This is a genomic window from Pseudoalteromonas sp. MEBiC 03485, assembly GCF_004195145.1.
Lineage (GTDB): Bacteria > Pseudomonadota > Gammaproteobacteria > Enterobacterales > Alteromonadaceae > Pseudoalteromonas > Pseudoalteromonas apostichopi.
On sequence record NZ_SGBT01000001.1, the window covers coordinates 1115914 to 1130642 of the forward strand.

16 protein-coding genes are annotated in these 14729 nt (G+C 41.8%); 4 read left to right on the plus strand and 12 right to left on the minus strand.

Features of this window, described 5'->3' with window-relative positions:
- Window positions 1–92 precede the first annotated feature (92 nt).
- The 6 genes from EVU92_RS05170 to EVU92_RS05195 all read right to left on the minus strand — a co-directional run bounded on the left by EVU92_RS05170 (window position 93) and on the right by EVU92_RS05195 (window position 5454).
- Window positions 93–1286 carry a dipeptidase gene (locus EVU92_RS05170; RefSeq protein ID WP_130050286.1) on the minus strand — a complete coding sequence of 398 codons (1194 nt, stop codon included), beginning with the start codon at window positions 1284–1286 and terminating at the stop codon, window positions 93–95.
- Between the two features lie 59 nt (window positions 1287–1345).
- The gene (locus EVU92_RS05175) at window positions 1346–1603 is read right to left on the minus strand and encodes a YheU family protein (protein ID WP_130050287.1); all 258 of its coding nucleotides are present in this window, start codon (window positions 1601–1603) and stop codon (window positions 1346–1348) included.
- A complete protein-coding gene (locus EVU92_RS05180) occupies window positions 1600–2580 on the minus strand; it encodes a hydrolase (protein ID WP_130050288.1) in 981 nt (326 codons plus the stop codon). Before EVU92_RS05180 ends, EVU92_RS05175 begins: the two co-directional genes overlap by 4 nt.
- A gap of 142 nt (window positions 2581–2722) precedes the next feature.
- Entirely contained in the window at window positions 2723–2863 is a 141-nt protein-coding gene (locus EVU92_RS05185) for a DUF3149 domain-containing protein (protein WP_074989877.1), read from the minus strand.
- Window positions 2864–3122: 259 nt separating this feature from the next.
- Window positions 3123–3548, minus strand: coding sequence for a TIGR02444 family protein (locus EVU92_RS05190; RefSeq protein WP_130050289.1), 426 nt, complete (start codon window positions 3546–3548; stop codon window positions 3123–3125).
- Window positions 3535–5454: an ATP-binding cassette domain-containing protein gene (locus EVU92_RS05195; protein WP_130050290.1), complete on the minus strand. Its 1920-nt coding sequence runs from the start codon at window positions 5452–5454 to the stop codon at window positions 3535–3537. The genes EVU92_RS05190 and EVU92_RS05195 overlap by 14 nt, the downstream gene beginning before the upstream one ends.
- A gap of 129 nt (window positions 5455–5583) precedes the next feature.
- Here EVU92_RS05195 and EVU92_RS05200 point away from each other — a divergent pair, with 129 nt between their 5' ends.
- A complete protein-coding gene (locus EVU92_RS05200) occupies window positions 5584–5787 on the plus strand; it encodes a YheV family putative zinc ribbon protein (protein ID WP_054562906.1) in 204 nt (67 codons plus the stop codon).
- Window positions 5788–5809: 22 nt separating this feature from the next.
- Here EVU92_RS05200 and EVU92_RS05205 read toward each other — a convergent pair whose 3' ends face one another.
- Window positions 5810–6022, minus strand: coding sequence for a SlyX family protein (locus EVU92_RS05205; protein ID WP_130050291.1), 213 nt, complete (start codon window positions 6020–6022; stop codon window positions 5810–5812).
- Window positions 6009–7007: a hypothetical protein gene (locus tag EVU92_RS05210; RefSeq protein WP_130050292.1), complete on the minus strand. Its 999-nt coding sequence runs from the start codon at window positions 7005–7007 to the stop codon at window positions 6009–6011. The genes EVU92_RS05205 and EVU92_RS05210 overlap by 14 nt, the downstream gene beginning before the upstream one ends.
- Window positions 7008–7207: 200 nt before the next feature.
- Between EVU92_RS05210 and fkpA the strand changes: the two genes are divergently transcribed.
- A complete protein-coding gene (gene fkpA, locus EVU92_RS05215; RefSeq protein WP_130050293.1) occupies window positions 7208–7963 on the plus strand; it encodes an FKBP-type peptidyl-prolyl cis-trans isomerase in 756 nt (251 codons plus the stop codon).
- Window positions 7964–8017: 54 nt separating this feature from the next.
- Here fkpA and EVU92_RS05220 read toward each other — a convergent pair whose 3' ends face one another.
- Window positions 8018–9064 (minus strand): LD-carboxypeptidase, encoded by a 1047-nt coding sequence (locus tag EVU92_RS05220; protein WP_205987919.1) that lies wholly within the window; start codon window positions 9062–9064, stop codon window positions 8018–8020.
- A gap of 143 nt (window positions 9065–9207) precedes the next feature.
- Window positions 9208–9678, minus strand: coding sequence for a sigma D regulator (gene rsd, locus EVU92_RS05225; protein WP_130050294.1), 471 nt, complete (start codon window positions 9676–9678; stop codon window positions 9208–9210).
- A 615-nt stretch (window positions 9679–10293) separates the two neighbouring features.
- Here rsd and hemE point away from each other — a divergent pair.
- Window positions 10294–11358 (plus strand): uroporphyrinogen decarboxylase, encoded by a 1065-nt coding sequence (gene hemE / locus EVU92_RS05230; RefSeq protein ID WP_130050295.1) that lies wholly within the window; start codon window positions 10294–10296, stop codon window positions 11356–11358.
- 45 nt (window positions 11359–11403) lie between these two features.
- Here hemE and sthA read toward each other — a convergent pair whose 3' ends face one another.
- The gene (sthA, locus tag EVU92_RS05235; protein WP_062564769.1) at window positions 11404–12834 is read right to left on the minus strand and encodes a Si-specific NAD(P)(+) transhydrogenase; all 1431 of its coding nucleotides are present in this window, start codon (window positions 12832–12834) and stop codon (window positions 11404–11406) included.
- Window positions 12835–12847: 13 nt separating this feature from the next.
- Window positions 12848–13981, minus strand: coding sequence for a fatty acid desaturase (locus EVU92_RS05240; protein WP_130050296.1), 1134 nt, complete (start codon window positions 13979–13981; stop codon window positions 12848–12850).
- A gap of 117 nt (window positions 13982–14098) precedes the next feature.
- Here EVU92_RS05240 and fabR point away from each other — a divergent pair, with 117 nt between their 5' ends.
- The gene (gene fabR, locus EVU92_RS05245) at window positions 14099–14728 is read left to right on the plus strand and encodes an HTH-type transcriptional repressor FabR (RefSeq protein ID WP_130050297.1); all 630 of its coding nucleotides are present in this window, start codon (window positions 14099–14101) and stop codon (window positions 14726–14728) included.
- Window position 14729 lies beyond the last annotated feature (1 nt).

Consider the following 14729-nt stretch of genomic DNA (forward strand, 5'->3'; position numbering starts at 1 on the left):
CAGATTAAAACAGGCTATTTGTATTATCAATTACTTATATTGATAAAAAAGCGCAGCTAGTTAGCTGCGCTTTTAAATAGAGTTAAAGCTGATTAATGGGCTTTTGCGTATGCTTCGGCTTGTTGCCATACGCGTAGCATATTGCCACTTAAAATCTTTTTGATGTCTTTATCGCTATAACCACGGTCCATTAGACCTTGCACTAGGTTCGGATAGCTAGACACATCTTTTAAGCCAGTAGGTAGAGAGTCGCCTACACCATCGTAATCTGAGCCAATACCCACATAATCGATGCCAATTAGTTCAACTACATGGTCAATGTGATCAAGTACTTGCTCTAAGCTTGCAAATGGGAATGGGTTTTTAGCACGATAAGCTGCGTCAAAATCTTTGCTTAGTTTAGTACCGTCTTTTTTCTTATCGGCTTTTGCAGATTTTAGTTGATCGTACCAAGAGCCAGCTTTTGCTGTAACAAAGCTTGAGCCGAAGTTAATTTGAATAACCCCACCATTCTTTTTCAGCGCCAATAGCATGTCATCATTCATATTACGCTCAAAACCAGGCGTATACTTACGAAGTGACGAGTGTGAAGCAATCACTGGTACTTTTGAAATTTCCATTACTTGGTAAAACGCATCATCAGAAATATGCGAAACATCAACTAGCATACCAATGTTGTTCATTTCTTTTACTAGTTCTTTACCAAATGGGCTCAGGCCTTTCCACTTACGACGAATATCATAAGATGAATCAGAAATATGGTTGCTTTGTGAGTGAGCTAGAGTGATGTAACGTACGCCACGCTCATAAAAATGCTTAAGGTTTTTAATGTCGCCTTCGATAGGCGAGCCGTTTTCCATACCCATAGCAATCGACATTTTGCCTTGTTTAAATTGCTCTTTAATATCGGCAGTAGAGTCTGCAATAGCGAACTTATTTGGCGCGCGTTGCACAATGGCTTCCATAGAATCGATCAGCTGATTTGCTAATTGATAGCTCTTACCTTTGCCTTCAAACTCTAGGTTTGCAGGAATGTAAATTGACATGAAAGGGGCATTCAAACCACCTTGCACTGCACGTGGATAATCAAAGTCTCCGTCGCTTGTGGCTTTTGTTACATCTGCCCATTTGTTATGAATACGGTAAGGCACATCGATATGGGTATCGATTAAAATAGTGTCTTTTGCCAGCTTAATGGCTTTATCTGATGCAGTAACCTGAGCTGCGTTTGCTTGACCAATCAGGGCCAAAGAAACCGCAGCAACCAGTGAGCTTAGTTTTTTCATTTTTAATGGCTCTTTAAGTTAAAAAGTCATTGTGAAGGGTTACTGTATAACTTACAAGTTTAGTCGTTAAACGACGCTTGGTGCTCTGGTTCGGCTTGCAAAGCGATGAATTCAGCTTTAGAGATAATCGTAACTGACTCATGTAACTCAGAAAAAAATACCATAGCTTCACCACTTTTAAGTTGTTGGTGAACCTGCGCGACCTTGCTTTCAATACTAAACTCTTGTTCGCCGTAATCAGTACCTTCACGTAAAACATAGCTTTCGATTAAATTATGTAGGGTTTCTTTATCAAGGCGGTCGTGAGGAATGATCATAGCTGCTCTTTCTTAATTAATTGTTGAAAATACTCTGGAACAATACTTTCAAGCCAATACTTGGGTTTAAAAGGGTTTTTGCCGCTAATAAAGCCAACATGACCACCTTGTTCAGAGATGCGCAGCGTAACATGTTCACTCACATCTAAGCTATCTGGCACAGCTTTTATTGATAACATAGGGTCATCTTTGGCGTGCACGATAAGCGTAGGCGTTGCAATGCTTTTCAAAAATGGTTTTGCGCTAGCTTGTTGATAATAATCTTCAGCGCCAGCAAAGCCATGTAGTGGTGCTGTGAGCATGTTATCGAATTGCCATAAGTCATCAATCGCCATTAGTTTTTCAGGTGTTAAGTTAATTTGCTGTTCGATTTGTGGCAGCTTTCTTTGCATTGATTTTTTCATACGGTCGAGCAAATACTTTTGATATATTTTGCCCAAGCTTTTGCGAATAACTTCACAAGACGATGACAAGTCAAATGGCGCAGACACAACTGCTGCGCCTGTTAAGTTCGATTTAGCACCTTGCTCACCTAAATATTTTGCAAGCACATTACCACCTAATGAAAAGCCCACAGCAAAAAGCGGGCGTTTTGGAAATTTGCTCTTAAGGTGGCTGATGAAAAAGCGTAGGTCCTCTGTTTCTCCACTGTGATAAGCGCGTGCTAAACGGTTAACTTCGCGTGAGCAGTTTCGAAAATGCATTAACACCACTGCAAAGCCTTGCTGCTTTAGTTTTTTCATCATGCCTTTAGCATAAAAACTATTTATGTTGCCTTCTAAACCATGCAATACAATGGCGAGTGGGGCTTGTTCGTTATGAGGGATTGCCCAAGCTAGTTCTAAAAAGTCACCATCAGGGGTATCGATTGTCGATAAGTCGTAGCGGGTATTATGAAAAGGGCGAAAAAAGCGCGGCATTATGGTTTGTAAATGGCGATTGCGCATCCACCACGCAGGCTTAAACTCAGGTAACATAGCTGACACTTTCGAAACAAAATAAGCGCCTATTGTAGCAAGTTTTTGCTTTTTGAGAACCGCTGCGAGATTTTTGCTATATACAAATAAAAAGCCCCTAAACAATAAATTGAATAGGGGCTTTGTGCGTCGTGCTTAATTCTTACTTAGGAACTTCTGCGTCGTGAACTTTTTTAATAAAGTAACCAACATAGAAAAGGCATAAAACGATAACAACTGCCAAAATGCCGAATGACATAAATAAAACTGGGTCGCTAAAAAAATCTCTGAAGAATACGTTCATGGTTGTGCCTCCTAATGTCTATGAGTTAATCATAGGCTGGCTTGAGGACGGCTGATATGATCCAGATCAAGCAATTTTCCTGATGCTAACTAAGGCGATTTAATAGTTGATTTGGATCAAGTTTAATGGGAGCGTTGAGAGTTAAGCAGAGCGATTGGATGGTCTTTTAATGTTGTTAGCTTGATTTTTAATTAAATGGTAGGAGAAATTTTATCGCTTATCGCTTATCGCTTATCGCTTATCGCTTATCGCTTATCGCTTATCGCTTATCGCTTATATATAGCATTATATTGTTAGTATTAGGATACCGAGAGAGTGCCATGCTATTTAATGTGTTTATAAGTAATTGTTGTTGCTGTTTTTCGAGCTTGAGTTCTGCGCTGAGTAACTCTTTGCGAATAGTGGGGTAGTCTGGAAGCTCGGTTTGTATAGTTTTAAGGTAGGCGCGTGTTGCACGTAAGGGTTGTAAAGCGTGCTGGTCAAACTCGGCTATGCATGACTCAAGCTCACTTAGTTGAGGTGGGGTTACAGCAAGCTCTAATGAGTCCAGATAATAAAGCAGTAGGCAAAGGTTCACATTTTTGCCTTGCTGGTTTTGATAGTCTAGTAGCTTTGTTTGCATGCCATCTTTGCTGTAAAGCTGACATGCAAACTGCCAAAATTCCTCGCTGTTAAGCGTTTTCATCGGCAAAGGCCTGCTCTTTTTCTTCAAGCTCTTCAAGTGCCATGAGTAGCTCTTCTTCAACGTCATTTAGCTTCGGGGTTAAGTTTGCTTGTTTACTAAGCAGCTCTGTCAGTTTGGCTTTATTTTCATCATTGTATAAGTCATTGTCAGCAAGTGCATTTTCGATTTCTCCAAGCTCTGTAGAATACTTATCAAGTAGCTTTTCAAGCTTTTCGATTTGCTTTTTCAACGGCTGTACTGACTTTCTAAATTCTGCCTCTAAGCGCTTTTGCTCTTTACGGTTAACGCTTGAATGTGCTTTCGAGGCATTGTCTTCAGTGCTTTTAGCAGCTTCTTTGTTAGCATTGAGTAGCCATTGGTAATAGGCGTCAAGGTCATAACCAAATTGTGTTACTTCGCCGTTATCAACGAGGTAATACTCATCAGCGGTATTTTTTAGCATGTGACGGTCGTGCGATACGGTAACCATAGCACCTTCGAAGCCTTGTAGTGCCATCACTAGGGCATGGCGCATTTCTAAATCTAGGTGGTTAGTTGGCTCATCCAGTAACAGAAGGTTTGGCTTTTGATATACCAGCATGGCTAATACTAAACGGGCTTTTTCACCGCCAGAAAATGGCGCAACTGGCTCAAGTGCTTTATCACCAAAAAAAGCAAAGCCACCTAAAAAGTCACGCAGTGATTGCTCTGGAGCTTGCGGGTTTAAACGTTGTAAATGGGTCACAGCACTGGCTTTTAAATCAAGTGACTCAAGCTGATGCTGAGCAAAGTAACCAATATTTAAGCCTTGATGCTGAAATACTTCACCAGCTTGAGGCTGTAAATCGCCAGCTAATAATTTAATGAGTGTTGACTTACCCGCGCCATTACGGCCAAGCAGGGCGATGCGACTACCTGGAACAAGATTTAGCTTGATGCTATGTAAGATGGTGATGTCGCCATAACCTGCTTTGGCTTGGTCGAGTGTCATTAATGGATTTGGCAGGGCCGTTGGCTCAGCAAACTCAAAATCAAAGGGTGAGTCAACATGGGCTGGGGCCAATTTTTCCATACGCTCTAGCGCTTTTACGCGGCTTTGTGCTTGCTTAGCTTTACTGGCTTTTGCTTTAAAGCGAGTAATAAACTTTTCAAGGTGAGCAATCTGTTCTTGTTGTTTTTCGAACATCGCTTGTTGTTGTAATAAGCGCTCTGCTTTTTGACGTTCGAATTGCGAGTAGTTGCCTTTATAAACGTTTATTTTTTGTGAGTCTATGTGCCAAATTTGGTCAACCACGGCATCGAGGAACTCTCTGTCATGGGAAATGAGCACCAGAGTGCCTGTGTAGGCCCGTAAAAAACGTTCTAACCAATACACGGCATCTAGGTCTAAGTGGTTGGTTGGTTCATCCAGCAGCAATAAATCGGCATCACGTATAAGCGCTTGCGCCAAGTTTAAGCGCATACGCCAACCACCCGAAAAGGCGCTCACCGGGTTGTCTATTTGCTCATTACTAAAACCTAAACCGTGTAACAGTTCGCCGGCTTTTGCTTCAATGCTGTAGCCTTGAATATGTTCTAGGCCAATATGTGCTTTAGCTTGCGCATCGCCATTATTATTTTGCTCAGCTTCGCGTAGTGCAATTCTTAGCGCATAATATTCAGGATGGCCTTGTAATACATAATCGAGGGCACTGATTTCGAGCGCGGGTGTTTCTTGCTTTACAGAGGCTATTGACCAGTCTTTAGGAATTTGGCATTCACCAGCATCGAGTTGCAATTCAGACTTTAATAGCGCGAACAGCGTTGATTTACCACAGCCATTAGCGCCAACAAGGCCGACTTTATGCTCTGGGAATAAGGTTGCAGAGGCACCTTTTAATAAGGCGTTACCACCACGTAGAAGTTCGATGTCTGAAATTTGGATCATGAAAGTTTACTTGCACAGCACTAATTAAATTGCCGCTATCATAACACGGATCACATTAGGCTTCGCAATCGTATCAAACAGAGAGTTATTAGGCTAAAATAGCCACCTACATGCCACGGGAGATCATCTATGAGACAAAAGAAACGCTTTATTGCTGGCGCATCATGCCCTGAGTGTAAGGCTATGGACACCATGATGCTTTATAAAGAACATGATGTGGAAAAAGTGGAGTGCGTACAGTGTGGCCACAAAATGACGCAACCAGAACAGGCTGTGCAAGCCTCAACACGCCAATTTGAGCAAGTGATTGGTGTATTTAAGCCGGGCGATTAATTCCCGGCTCTATCCTACCTAATTAATAGTGCGGCGGTGGCGGCTCTTGCATTTGCGACATCAAAGAAGGCTGTTGTGATTCTTTGATCTTCTCTGCAAGTAACTCAGTCTGGCGTTTCATTTTTGCCAACTGCTGTTGGTGCGCTTTAAGCTCATCATTCAATATTTCAATTGTTTCATCTTGAAAAGCGACTTTCGCTTCAAGTTCCATTAGACGATTTTCAATTGTATTCATTTGATTCTCTTAGATTAAAACTTTCAGCGAATCCGCTGGAGCTTTCGGTTAATAACGCTTGGTTGTTATCAGTAAACGCAACATCTAACACCACGGCTGATTTCGGGCGGCTTCCTTCACGAGGAATAACTTGCCACGTTTGTAATTTTTTACCAGACTCAAGCTGCCATAAATCGACTAATCGATTGGGTGAACCGGTGGCAATTAAAGTGCCTTCATCGTTAAAACGGACGGCGGTAAAAATTTTCTGACGCGCAATATACGCCAGTTTGCTAACAAGATCACCTGTAGTCAGCCGCCATACATTTGCTTGCTTCATACTATCTGCGGTAAATGCGTAACGACCTTGTGGATCAAGGGCGACTTGAGTAACGCGACTTGGATGATTAAAGCGATGGATCACCTGCCCTGTACGAGTATCCCAAAAGTAAGCAACGTAGTCATTTGAACCACTGATGGCGTAGTGGCCGTTAGGTGATAGGTCAACAACATTAACTTTTTCTTGATGACCAAGGAACTCTATGCGCCTTCCACTCTCTAAGTCGAGGTAAACGACTACACCGTCGGCGCGGCCGTATAATACGCTGCGCCCTTGGTTACTTATCGCGATATCCCTAATGGTTGAGGCGTGAATTTTGTAATAACCTGTGTTGTTTCCCGTAGCAATGTCCCACACTGCGAATGTGGACTTCTCGGCGGTAACAGCATGGCTATTGTCGTAAGAAAGAGCTACGGTGTGAACGAGGCTATCTTGAGCTTGTTGTTGGAACCATTGGTATTTTAACACTTGCTGTTGATTATCCCACAGTGCAACCCCATGGTGTATTGATGAGATTAGGCTGTATTTGCCATCGTGCGAAAGCGCGGAAGCAAATGCTCCTCTAGCCGCATGCTCATAGCGTGCAGTAGATTGCTCATGTTGCTCAGAGCAGCCTGCAACTAAGCAAAGGCTGAGCAGATACAAAAAAGTACGAAATATCGACATATTACGAGTATTTCCCCTTAACTCTTAGTGATTGAGAGGTTAGACTAGGTCTCGTTGAAGGCCTAGGTTGTTAGTCTAATCGCTGATCATGCAATTGCATGACGTTAGTTATTAGACAAGCAGCCTACCATGTAGGTCGTTAATCTTTAACTAGTAATAATACAATAATTGACAACTGCAAAGTGTGTCGGAGATATAAAATGAGAAAGACGATTAAATTGTCATTGATTGCAGCGTCAGTTTTAGCGCTAACAGCTTGTAATCAGGAAGCAAAAAAAGAACAGCAAGTTGAAGTTAAACTAGAGACTGAAGCTCAACAACAAGCATACGGTATTGGTGCGTCGGTTGGTAACTTCCTAAACCAAGATCTTGCAGATAAAAAAGCACTGGGTGTTGAATTAGACGAAGCACTTCTTAAGCGTGGTTTTGAAGACGCACTAGCAGGTAACGCTAAACTTGATGACGAAAAAATTCGTGAAGTATTAACGGCGCTTGATCAAAGCATTCGTACCAAGCAAGAAGAAAAAGCGAAAGTAGAAGCTGAAAAGAGCAAAGCTGAAGGCGAGAAATTCCTAGCTGAAAACGCGAAGAAAGAAGGCGTTACTGTAACTGAGTCTGGCTTACAGTACGAAGTAATCACTGAAGGTGAAGGCGAAAAGCCAGTAGCAACTGACGTTGTTAAAGTACATTATAAAGGTACTTTAATTGACGGTACTGAATTTGATAGCTCTTACTCACGTAACGAACCAACAACGTTCCCACTTAACCGTGTGATCCCTGGTTGGACTGAAGGTTTACAATTAATGCCAGTTGGCTCTAAGTACAAGTTCACGATTCCATCTGATCTTGCATACGGTGAGCGTGATCTTGGTAAGATCCCAGCAAACTCAACGCTTGTTTTCGAAGTAGAATTACTTGAAATCCAAAGCGATGATAAAGCTGTTCCAGCTGAGTAATATTTAACTCACTAGAAAAGGGCCTATAGGCCCTTTTTTTACGCGTGAAGTTTATTAACTAAATGCCGCTTCTTTCATTTTTAATGTGCCATTATTTGCATCAAGCTCAACCAAAGTGCCAACAGGTAAAATAAATTGGCGTTTAATATGGCCAATCATGGCTCCACGATAAGCAGGAATTCCCAGCGGTTTTATATGATCTGCAAAAATATCGTCAAGGGTTAATGAGCCATAACCTCGGCCAGGCCTACAGTCATTACAATCACCAAATACAAAGCCTGCAATCTTATCAAGTGCGCCCATGAGTTTTAGTGTACTCATCATTCTGTCAATTCGATACGGCGCTTCATCGATATCTTCTAAAAATAAAATTGCGCCATTAAAGTCAGGTAAATAGTCCGAACCTGCAAGGGCAGTCAGCACCGTTAAGTTGCCACCTATTAATTGTCCAGTAGCTTTACCTGGAGTAATCGTTTGGGTCAAATATTGTGTGTTAACTAACTCATCATCGGCTTTTGGTAAGTTTTGGAAATACATCAGCTTACGCGCTTCGAACATGTTCTTAAATTGCGCTACGTGAAAAGGGTTCCAGTCACTTGATGCATTTGGGCCATGAAAGCTGATTAATCCAGCTTGAGAGAGTAACGCGTTGTGCAGAGCAGTAATATCCGAATATCCCATCAGTGGTTTTGGATTGTTACGGATCATCGCGTAGTCAAGCAAAGGTAAAATACGGGCGGCCCCTGAACCTCCACGTAAGCACAAAATGGCATCAACTTCTTTATCACTGAATAAGCTATTCAAATCGCCAGCTCGCATTGCATCTGTGCCAGCTAAGTGCCCTCGTCTTGCCAGAATGTTTGGTGCAAGCTTAGCCTTGTAGCCTAATGCTTCTATAACGCCCTTTGCTAGTACGATATCAGCCTGCTGCGCGGTGGCTGCTGATGGACTGCACACACCTATAGTGCCTCCCTTTGCCAGTATTTTTGGCTTTATTAATGTTTGGGTACTGCTATTTTGTGCAGCCATTAAGGGAGTTGATGTTAGACTTGCGCCTGCTGCAAGGATTGAGAGTGACTTTAAAAATGACCGTTTATTCATAGCGAGCCTCATGTTTTTATAGTATGAGTATCGCATTGAAAAAAATATTTCAAATATTTGTTACGAAATGGAATAGATGATTCTTTTGGAGATGGCAAAAAGAAACTTTCAGCAGAGAGTATTTCTCTGCTGTGTAACTGATGTTAGCTGGTGTGATTTGAATATAAGTTGTCGATTAACTCATCTTCTAATTCAAAGCGTAATTCAAGGGCTTCACCTAACGTTGATAAGTCTTTATCAAACTCATCAAGCAGGTCGTCTTGCTCTACTTCTGCGTATTTGTCGTTAAAATCGAGTGCTACATCTGTGGTTTCAGAAATGCGAGGATATAAGGTATTAGCCAACTTTTGGCTATCAGGGCCTTTTTCTTCACACGCTTTGGCAATGTCGTCGTAAATTTCGAAATGGCCAGCAGAAAGGTAATCCATCAGAATTTGGCAAAAGTTTTGAATTTGCAGTTGATCAGGAAGGGCGTGATCTTTCTTTTCATACGGTGAAAAGCCTGCAATACGGCAGAACAACACAAGCAGCTCTTGACGTTCTGTAAGCCATTTGTCGATTACAGAGTGACTACCGCCCCACTTTTGTTGAGCTTTTTCCAAACGCGTCAGCATATTTCATCTCCTCGCTGAGTAGGTTTTCCTTTGTATATATAAAAAGGAAATATGACACAAAGATCAACTAAATTCTTAGTGTCTAATTGCAACAGATTGTAAAAGTCATCCTAAAGGCATATTTTTTAGCATTGAATAGGCTAAGAAGCACCCTTGTTTTTTAGAGTGGACTTTTTTTTCTCTAATTGCAGTGTATGGGAATTGATTCAAAACTACTAGTATTAATTTTGCAATTTTTATCTAAGGAATGGGTGTGTAAGTTACTGATTTAGAAAAGAAAAAACCACCAAAATTGGTGGTTTAATTCTTTTTCTAAGACTTGTTAAACAAGCGTTCTTATTATTATGGGAAGATTGTTGTTCTTATTGTTGTTATAAGATTTTTATTATTGTTTTTGTTAACGCGGGGTAAGTTATACCAAGCTTTTTTGGATGTTGCAAATTTATTAATGAAAAGTTTTAAATTTATTTTGTTTTTGTGCAAAAAACGCACGGTAGGCTAAGTCTGGTCTGAAAAACATGATCTATATCTAGCCTTGATTATCTATCCATAGTGAGACGCGCAATATGGTGATACAATCTGTTCAATTTCATTCAGTTCTAGGATTCTATACGCATGAGCGAATTAAAAAACGATCGTTATTTACGTGCACTACAAAAGCAACCTGTTGATGTCACACCGGTATGGATGATGCGCCAAGCTGGCCGTTATTTACCTGAATACCGTGCTACACGTGCCCAAGCAGGCGACTTTATGAGTTTATGTAAGAACGCTGAACTTGCTTGTGAAGTAACGTTACAGCCATTACGTCGTTATCCGCTTGATGCTGCAATTTTATTTAGTGATATTTTAACTATTCCTGATGCTATGGGCTTAGGTCTTTACTTTGAAACAGGTGAAGGTCCGAAATTTGAACGTCCGATTTCTTCATTAGCAGATGTTAAAAAAATCCCAAATATCGATCCAACTGATGAGCTTGGTTATGTGATGAATGCGGTAAGTACGATTCGCCGCGAATTAAAAGGTGAAGTGCCGTTAATTGGTTTCTCTGGTTCACCTTGGACACTTGCAACTTACATGGTTGAAGGTGGTAGCAGCAAAACATTCGGTAAAATCAAGAAAATGGCTTTTGCAGAGCCGCAAACCCTGCACCTATTACTTGATAAATTAGCTGACTCAGTGATTGACTACTTAAACGCGCAAGTTAAAGCGGGTGCGCAATCGTTAATGGTATTTGACTCATGGGGCGGTGTATTAAGCCCACGTGACTACAATGAGTTTTCATTACAATACATGCACAAGATTGTTGATGGCTTAATTCGTGAATACGATGGCCGTAAAGTGCCAGTGACGTTATTTACTAAAAATGGCGGTCAGTGGATTGAAGCAATTGCAGCAACTGGCTGTGATGCAGTAGGCCTAGACTGGACAATTAACATCGGTGATGCAAAACGTCGTGTTGGCGATAAAGTAGCGCTACAAGGTAACATGGACCCAGCCATGCTGCATGGCACGCCTGAGCGAATTCGCCAAGAAGTTGCGACTATCCTAGAAGACTTTGGTACAGGCTCTGGCCATGTATTTAACCTAGGTCATGGCATTACACCAGATGTAGACCCAGAAAACGCAGGTGTATTTATCAACGCCGTTCATGAATTCAGTGGTAAATACCACAAATAAGCAAAAGCTAGTCATAAAAAAGCCCGCATTAAGCGGGCTTTTTCGTTACTTAAACAAACGATTTAAACCATTTAATGCGGCTACACGATAGGCTTCTGCCATGGTCGGGTAGTTGAACGTGGTATTTACAAAGTAATCAATGTTATTACCGCCGTTCTTTTGTTCCATAATTGCTTGGCCGATGTGAACGATTTCAGAGGCACGCTCACCGAAGCAGTGCACGCCAAGTACTTCTTTGGTATCAACATGGAATAAAATCTTTAAGCTACCTACCTCAGTGCCCGCAATTTGCGCACGCGCTAAATGCTTGAATTGAGCACGACCTACCTCGTAAGGGACTTTTGCTGCTGTTAACTCTTGCTCTGTTTTACCGACTGAGCTCATTTCAGGAATTGTATAAATACCTGCTGGAATATCAATGATCAGCTTCTCATCACAGTTACCACATGCAATTGCATCGGCTGCAATACGGCCTTGGTCAAATGCTGCACTGGCAAGACTTGGGTAACCAATTACATCACCGACAGCATAAATGTTGTCGACTTCTGTTTGGTATGTTTCATTCACTCTAAGCTGGCCACGACCATCCGCTTTTAGGCCAACAGCTTCAAGATTGAGTGTGTCTGTGTTACCAGTACGACCATTGGCAAATAAAATACAGTCAGCTTTTACGCGCTTACCTGATTTTAAGTGCATTACCACACAATCATCGCGAGTTTCTACGCGATCAAACTCTTCATTATGACGAATAACAATACCGCTATTCCAAAAGTGATAGCTTAGAGCATCTGAAATTTCTGCATCCATAAAGGCCAGTAGGCGGTCGCGGGTATTCACCAGGTCAACCTTGGCACCTAAGCCTTTAAAAATAGAGGCGTATTCACAACCAATCACACCGGCACCATAAATCAGCACACGATGAGGGTCATCTTCAAGGCCTAAAATCGTATCGCTGTCGTATATACGTGGGTGTTTAAAGTCTACACCCGGTGGACGGTAAGGGCGCGAGCCAGTAGCAATAACAATCGTTTGTGCAGTAAGAGTTTCAAACGAACCGTCTAGGTGCGTCACTTTGATAGTGTGTTTATCAATAAACTCAGCATCACCTTGATACATATGAATGCGGTTTCGCTCATAAAAGCTGCTACGTAAATTAGATTGCTTTGAAATGACGTTACTTGCGTGGCGCAAAATATCTGGGAAAGTTAAGCGGTTAGGGCGCTCACTAATATTAAAAAGCGGGTTTGCTTTATATTCAATATAACGGCTCACAGAATGACGTAATGCTTTTGACGGGATAGTACCCCAGTGAACACAACCGCCGCCTACTGCTTCTTGACGCTCAATAACAGCGACTTTTTTGTTGCTTTTAGATAGGTTCATGGCGGTACCTTCACCGCCAGGACCTGTACCTATGATGATCGCATCATATTGATAAGATGGAGTATCTTTTTGCTTTACTTGTTGTTTGGCCACAGCCGCTCCTATGTTAACTAAAAGAGGCTTTTAACAACCTCGCATTTAGTGCAAGCCAAGCCTGCTTTTGGTTTTCCCAAGCGGCTTCAAGCTCATGATATTGTGTCATTAATGCTGATTTTTCGCACTGCTTCATCATTTTATTTCGTTTGATTTCTAACACGCGTTTTTGCAGGGCACAGAAGTGTTGCAGTCTTTTCAGCAGTAAATCGTACTCAGATTGTAATAATGTAAGCTTATCTTGCGCTAAAGGCAATTTTGCGAGGCGACCTTGGGTCTTATTCATCAAGGTTTCTGCTTTGGCTTTTTCAATTCGCTCAATAGGTGTGCGCTTTAATTTTGAAGCAAGGCCAATTGCAGCTAAAGAGCGGATCATCCACTTCGTTGGATCATAGTGATACCACTTAATGCCGTTACGGTAGTCGCTTGCAAAAATGTGGTGGAAGTTATGATAGCCTTCACCGTAAGTGAATAGCGCTAAAAAACCATTATCACGCGCCGTGTTCTTTTCTGTATAAGGACGTGAGCCCCAGATGTGTGCAAGTGAGTTGATAAAAAACGTAAAATGCTGGCTTAATACTAAGCGCAGTAAACCAACCAGTAATAACATCCCCCATACATCACCAAGCATTAAACCTAGCAATAAAGGAATACCAAAATTAGTCGCGACGACTAATTTCATATAATGGCGGTGTTGCCACATAACAACTTTATTTTTTTGTAAGTCGCGACAGTTACTATAGTTCCCGTATTGCTCGCCTTGATAATCACGTAACATCCAACCTATGTGGCTATACCAAAAACCATTTGTGGCGGCATATGGGTCTTTAATTGGATCATCGACTTGACCATGATGAATACGGTGATCGCTACTCCAGTGCAACGCACTATTTTGCAGAGCAAAAGCACCGCCTAAAGCAAAAAATACTTCAATAACAGGGTGCACATCATAGGCTTTGTGTGCCCATAAACGGTGATAACCAGCAGTAATAGAAAGTCCGGCGTAGAACATACAGCCAACGAAGGCTATCCACTGTGTACTGGTGTATCCGTAGCTAAAGCCATACCAAGGAACAAGGGTGATCGCGGCCAAAAATGTAAGGCTAAAAAATAGCACATTGGTCCAAATAATCGGTGGTTTTTTCATCTGAATAAATCTCGGCGTACAGTTGTACGCTAAAATAGTGTTTCATTCTCTCCGCGTCAAGTATTAGACTGTCTCATTAACCGAAAAAATTATTAAAAGTTCACTCTGGGAGTTTCCATGTCGGGTGTTAGAGCGCAACAGAAACAAAAAACACGACAAGCACTGATCGAAGCAGCATTCAATCAATTGAGTGCTGATCATAGTTTTTCTAATTTAAGCTTGCGTGAAGTTGCCCGTGAAGCAGGGATTGCACCAACTTCTTTTTACCGTCACTTTAAAGACATGAATGAGCTCGGATTGACCATGGTTGATGAAGCTGGTTTAACACTTCGCCAACTTATGCGCCAAGCTCGCCGTCGTATTGAGAGTGGCGGCAGTGTGATCACCACATCAATCGTTACCTTTATGGAATTTATAGATAACTCGAGCAACCAATTTAGATTGTTATTGCGAGAGCGCTCAGGGACTTCAAAAGCATTTCGTGCCGCGGTTGCTCGTGAGATTAAACATTTCATTTTAGAACTCGCACATTATCTTGAAAGCGAAACACCATGCGATCCAACTCATGCATATATCCAAGCTGAAGCTATGGTGACTTTGGTATTTAACGCCGGTGCCGAGGCCCTCGATATTGAAGGGGCGCAGCGCGAAGAGCTGGTTGAACGCCTGATCTGGCAATTACGTTACATTGCGCGCGGTGCCACTTTATATGTACGTGATAGTAATCAATCTCAAAAGTTAATCTAAG

Excerpts from the sequence above, each read along its gene's own strand:
- EVU92_RS05220 (WP_205987919.1), bottom strand. The coding sequence starts at position 9,064 with ATGAATAAACGGTCATTTTTAAAGTCACTCTCAATCCTTGCAGCAGGC.
- EVU92_RS05190 (WP_130050289.1), bottom strand. The coding sequence starts at position 3,548 with ATGAAAACGCTTAACAGCGAGGAATTTTGGCAGTTTGCATGTCAGCTT.
- EVU92_RS05200 (WP_054562906.1), top strand. The coding sequence starts at position 5,584 with ATGAGACAAAAGAAACGCTTTATTGCTGGCGCATCATGCCCTGAGTGT.
- EVU92_RS05180 (WP_130050288.1), bottom strand. The coding sequence starts at position 2,580 with ATGTTACCTGAGTTTAAGCCTGCGTGGTGGATGCGCAATCGCCATTTA.
- fabR (WP_130050297.1), top strand. The coding sequence starts at position 14,099 with ATGTCGGGTGTTAGAGCGCAACAGAAACAAAAAACACGACAAGCACTG.
- EVU92_RS05240 (WP_130050296.1), bottom strand. The coding sequence starts at position 13,981 with ATGAAAAAACCACCGATTATTTGGACCAATGTGCTATTTTTTAGCCTT.
- EVU92_RS05170 (WP_130050286.1), bottom strand. The coding sequence starts at position 1,286 with ATGAAAAAACTAAGCTCACTGGTTGCTGCGGTTTCTTTGGCCCTGATT.
- EVU92_RS05175 (WP_130050287.1), bottom strand. The coding sequence starts at position 1,603 with ATGATCATTCCTCACGACCGCCTTGATAAAGAAACCCTACATAATTTA.
- EVU92_RS05195 (WP_130050290.1), bottom strand. The coding sequence starts at position 5,454 with ATGATCCAAATTTCAGACATCGAACTTCTACGTGGTGGTAACGCCTTA.
- EVU92_RS05205 (WP_130050291.1), bottom strand. The coding sequence starts at position 6,022 with ATGAATACAATTGAAAATCGTCTAATGGAACTTGAAGCGAAAGTCGCT.
- fkpA (WP_130050293.1), top strand. The coding sequence starts at position 7,208 with ATGAGAAAGACGATTAAATTGTCATTGATTGCAGCGTCAGTTTTAGCG.
- EVU92_RS05185 (WP_074989877.1), bottom strand. The coding sequence starts at position 2,863 with ATGAACGTATTCTTCAGAGATTTTTTTAGCGACCCAGTTTTATTTATG.
- rsd (WP_130050294.1), bottom strand. The coding sequence starts at position 9,678 with ATGCTGACGCGTTTGGAAAAAGCTCAACAAAAGTGGGGCGGTAGTCAC.
- hemE (WP_130050295.1), top strand. The coding sequence starts at position 10,294 with ATGAGCGAATTAAAAAACGATCGTTATTTACGTGCACTACAAAAGCAA.
- EVU92_RS05210 (WP_130050292.1), bottom strand. The coding sequence starts at position 7,007 with ATGTCGATATTTCGTACTTTTTTGTATCTGCTCAGCCTTTGCTTAGTT.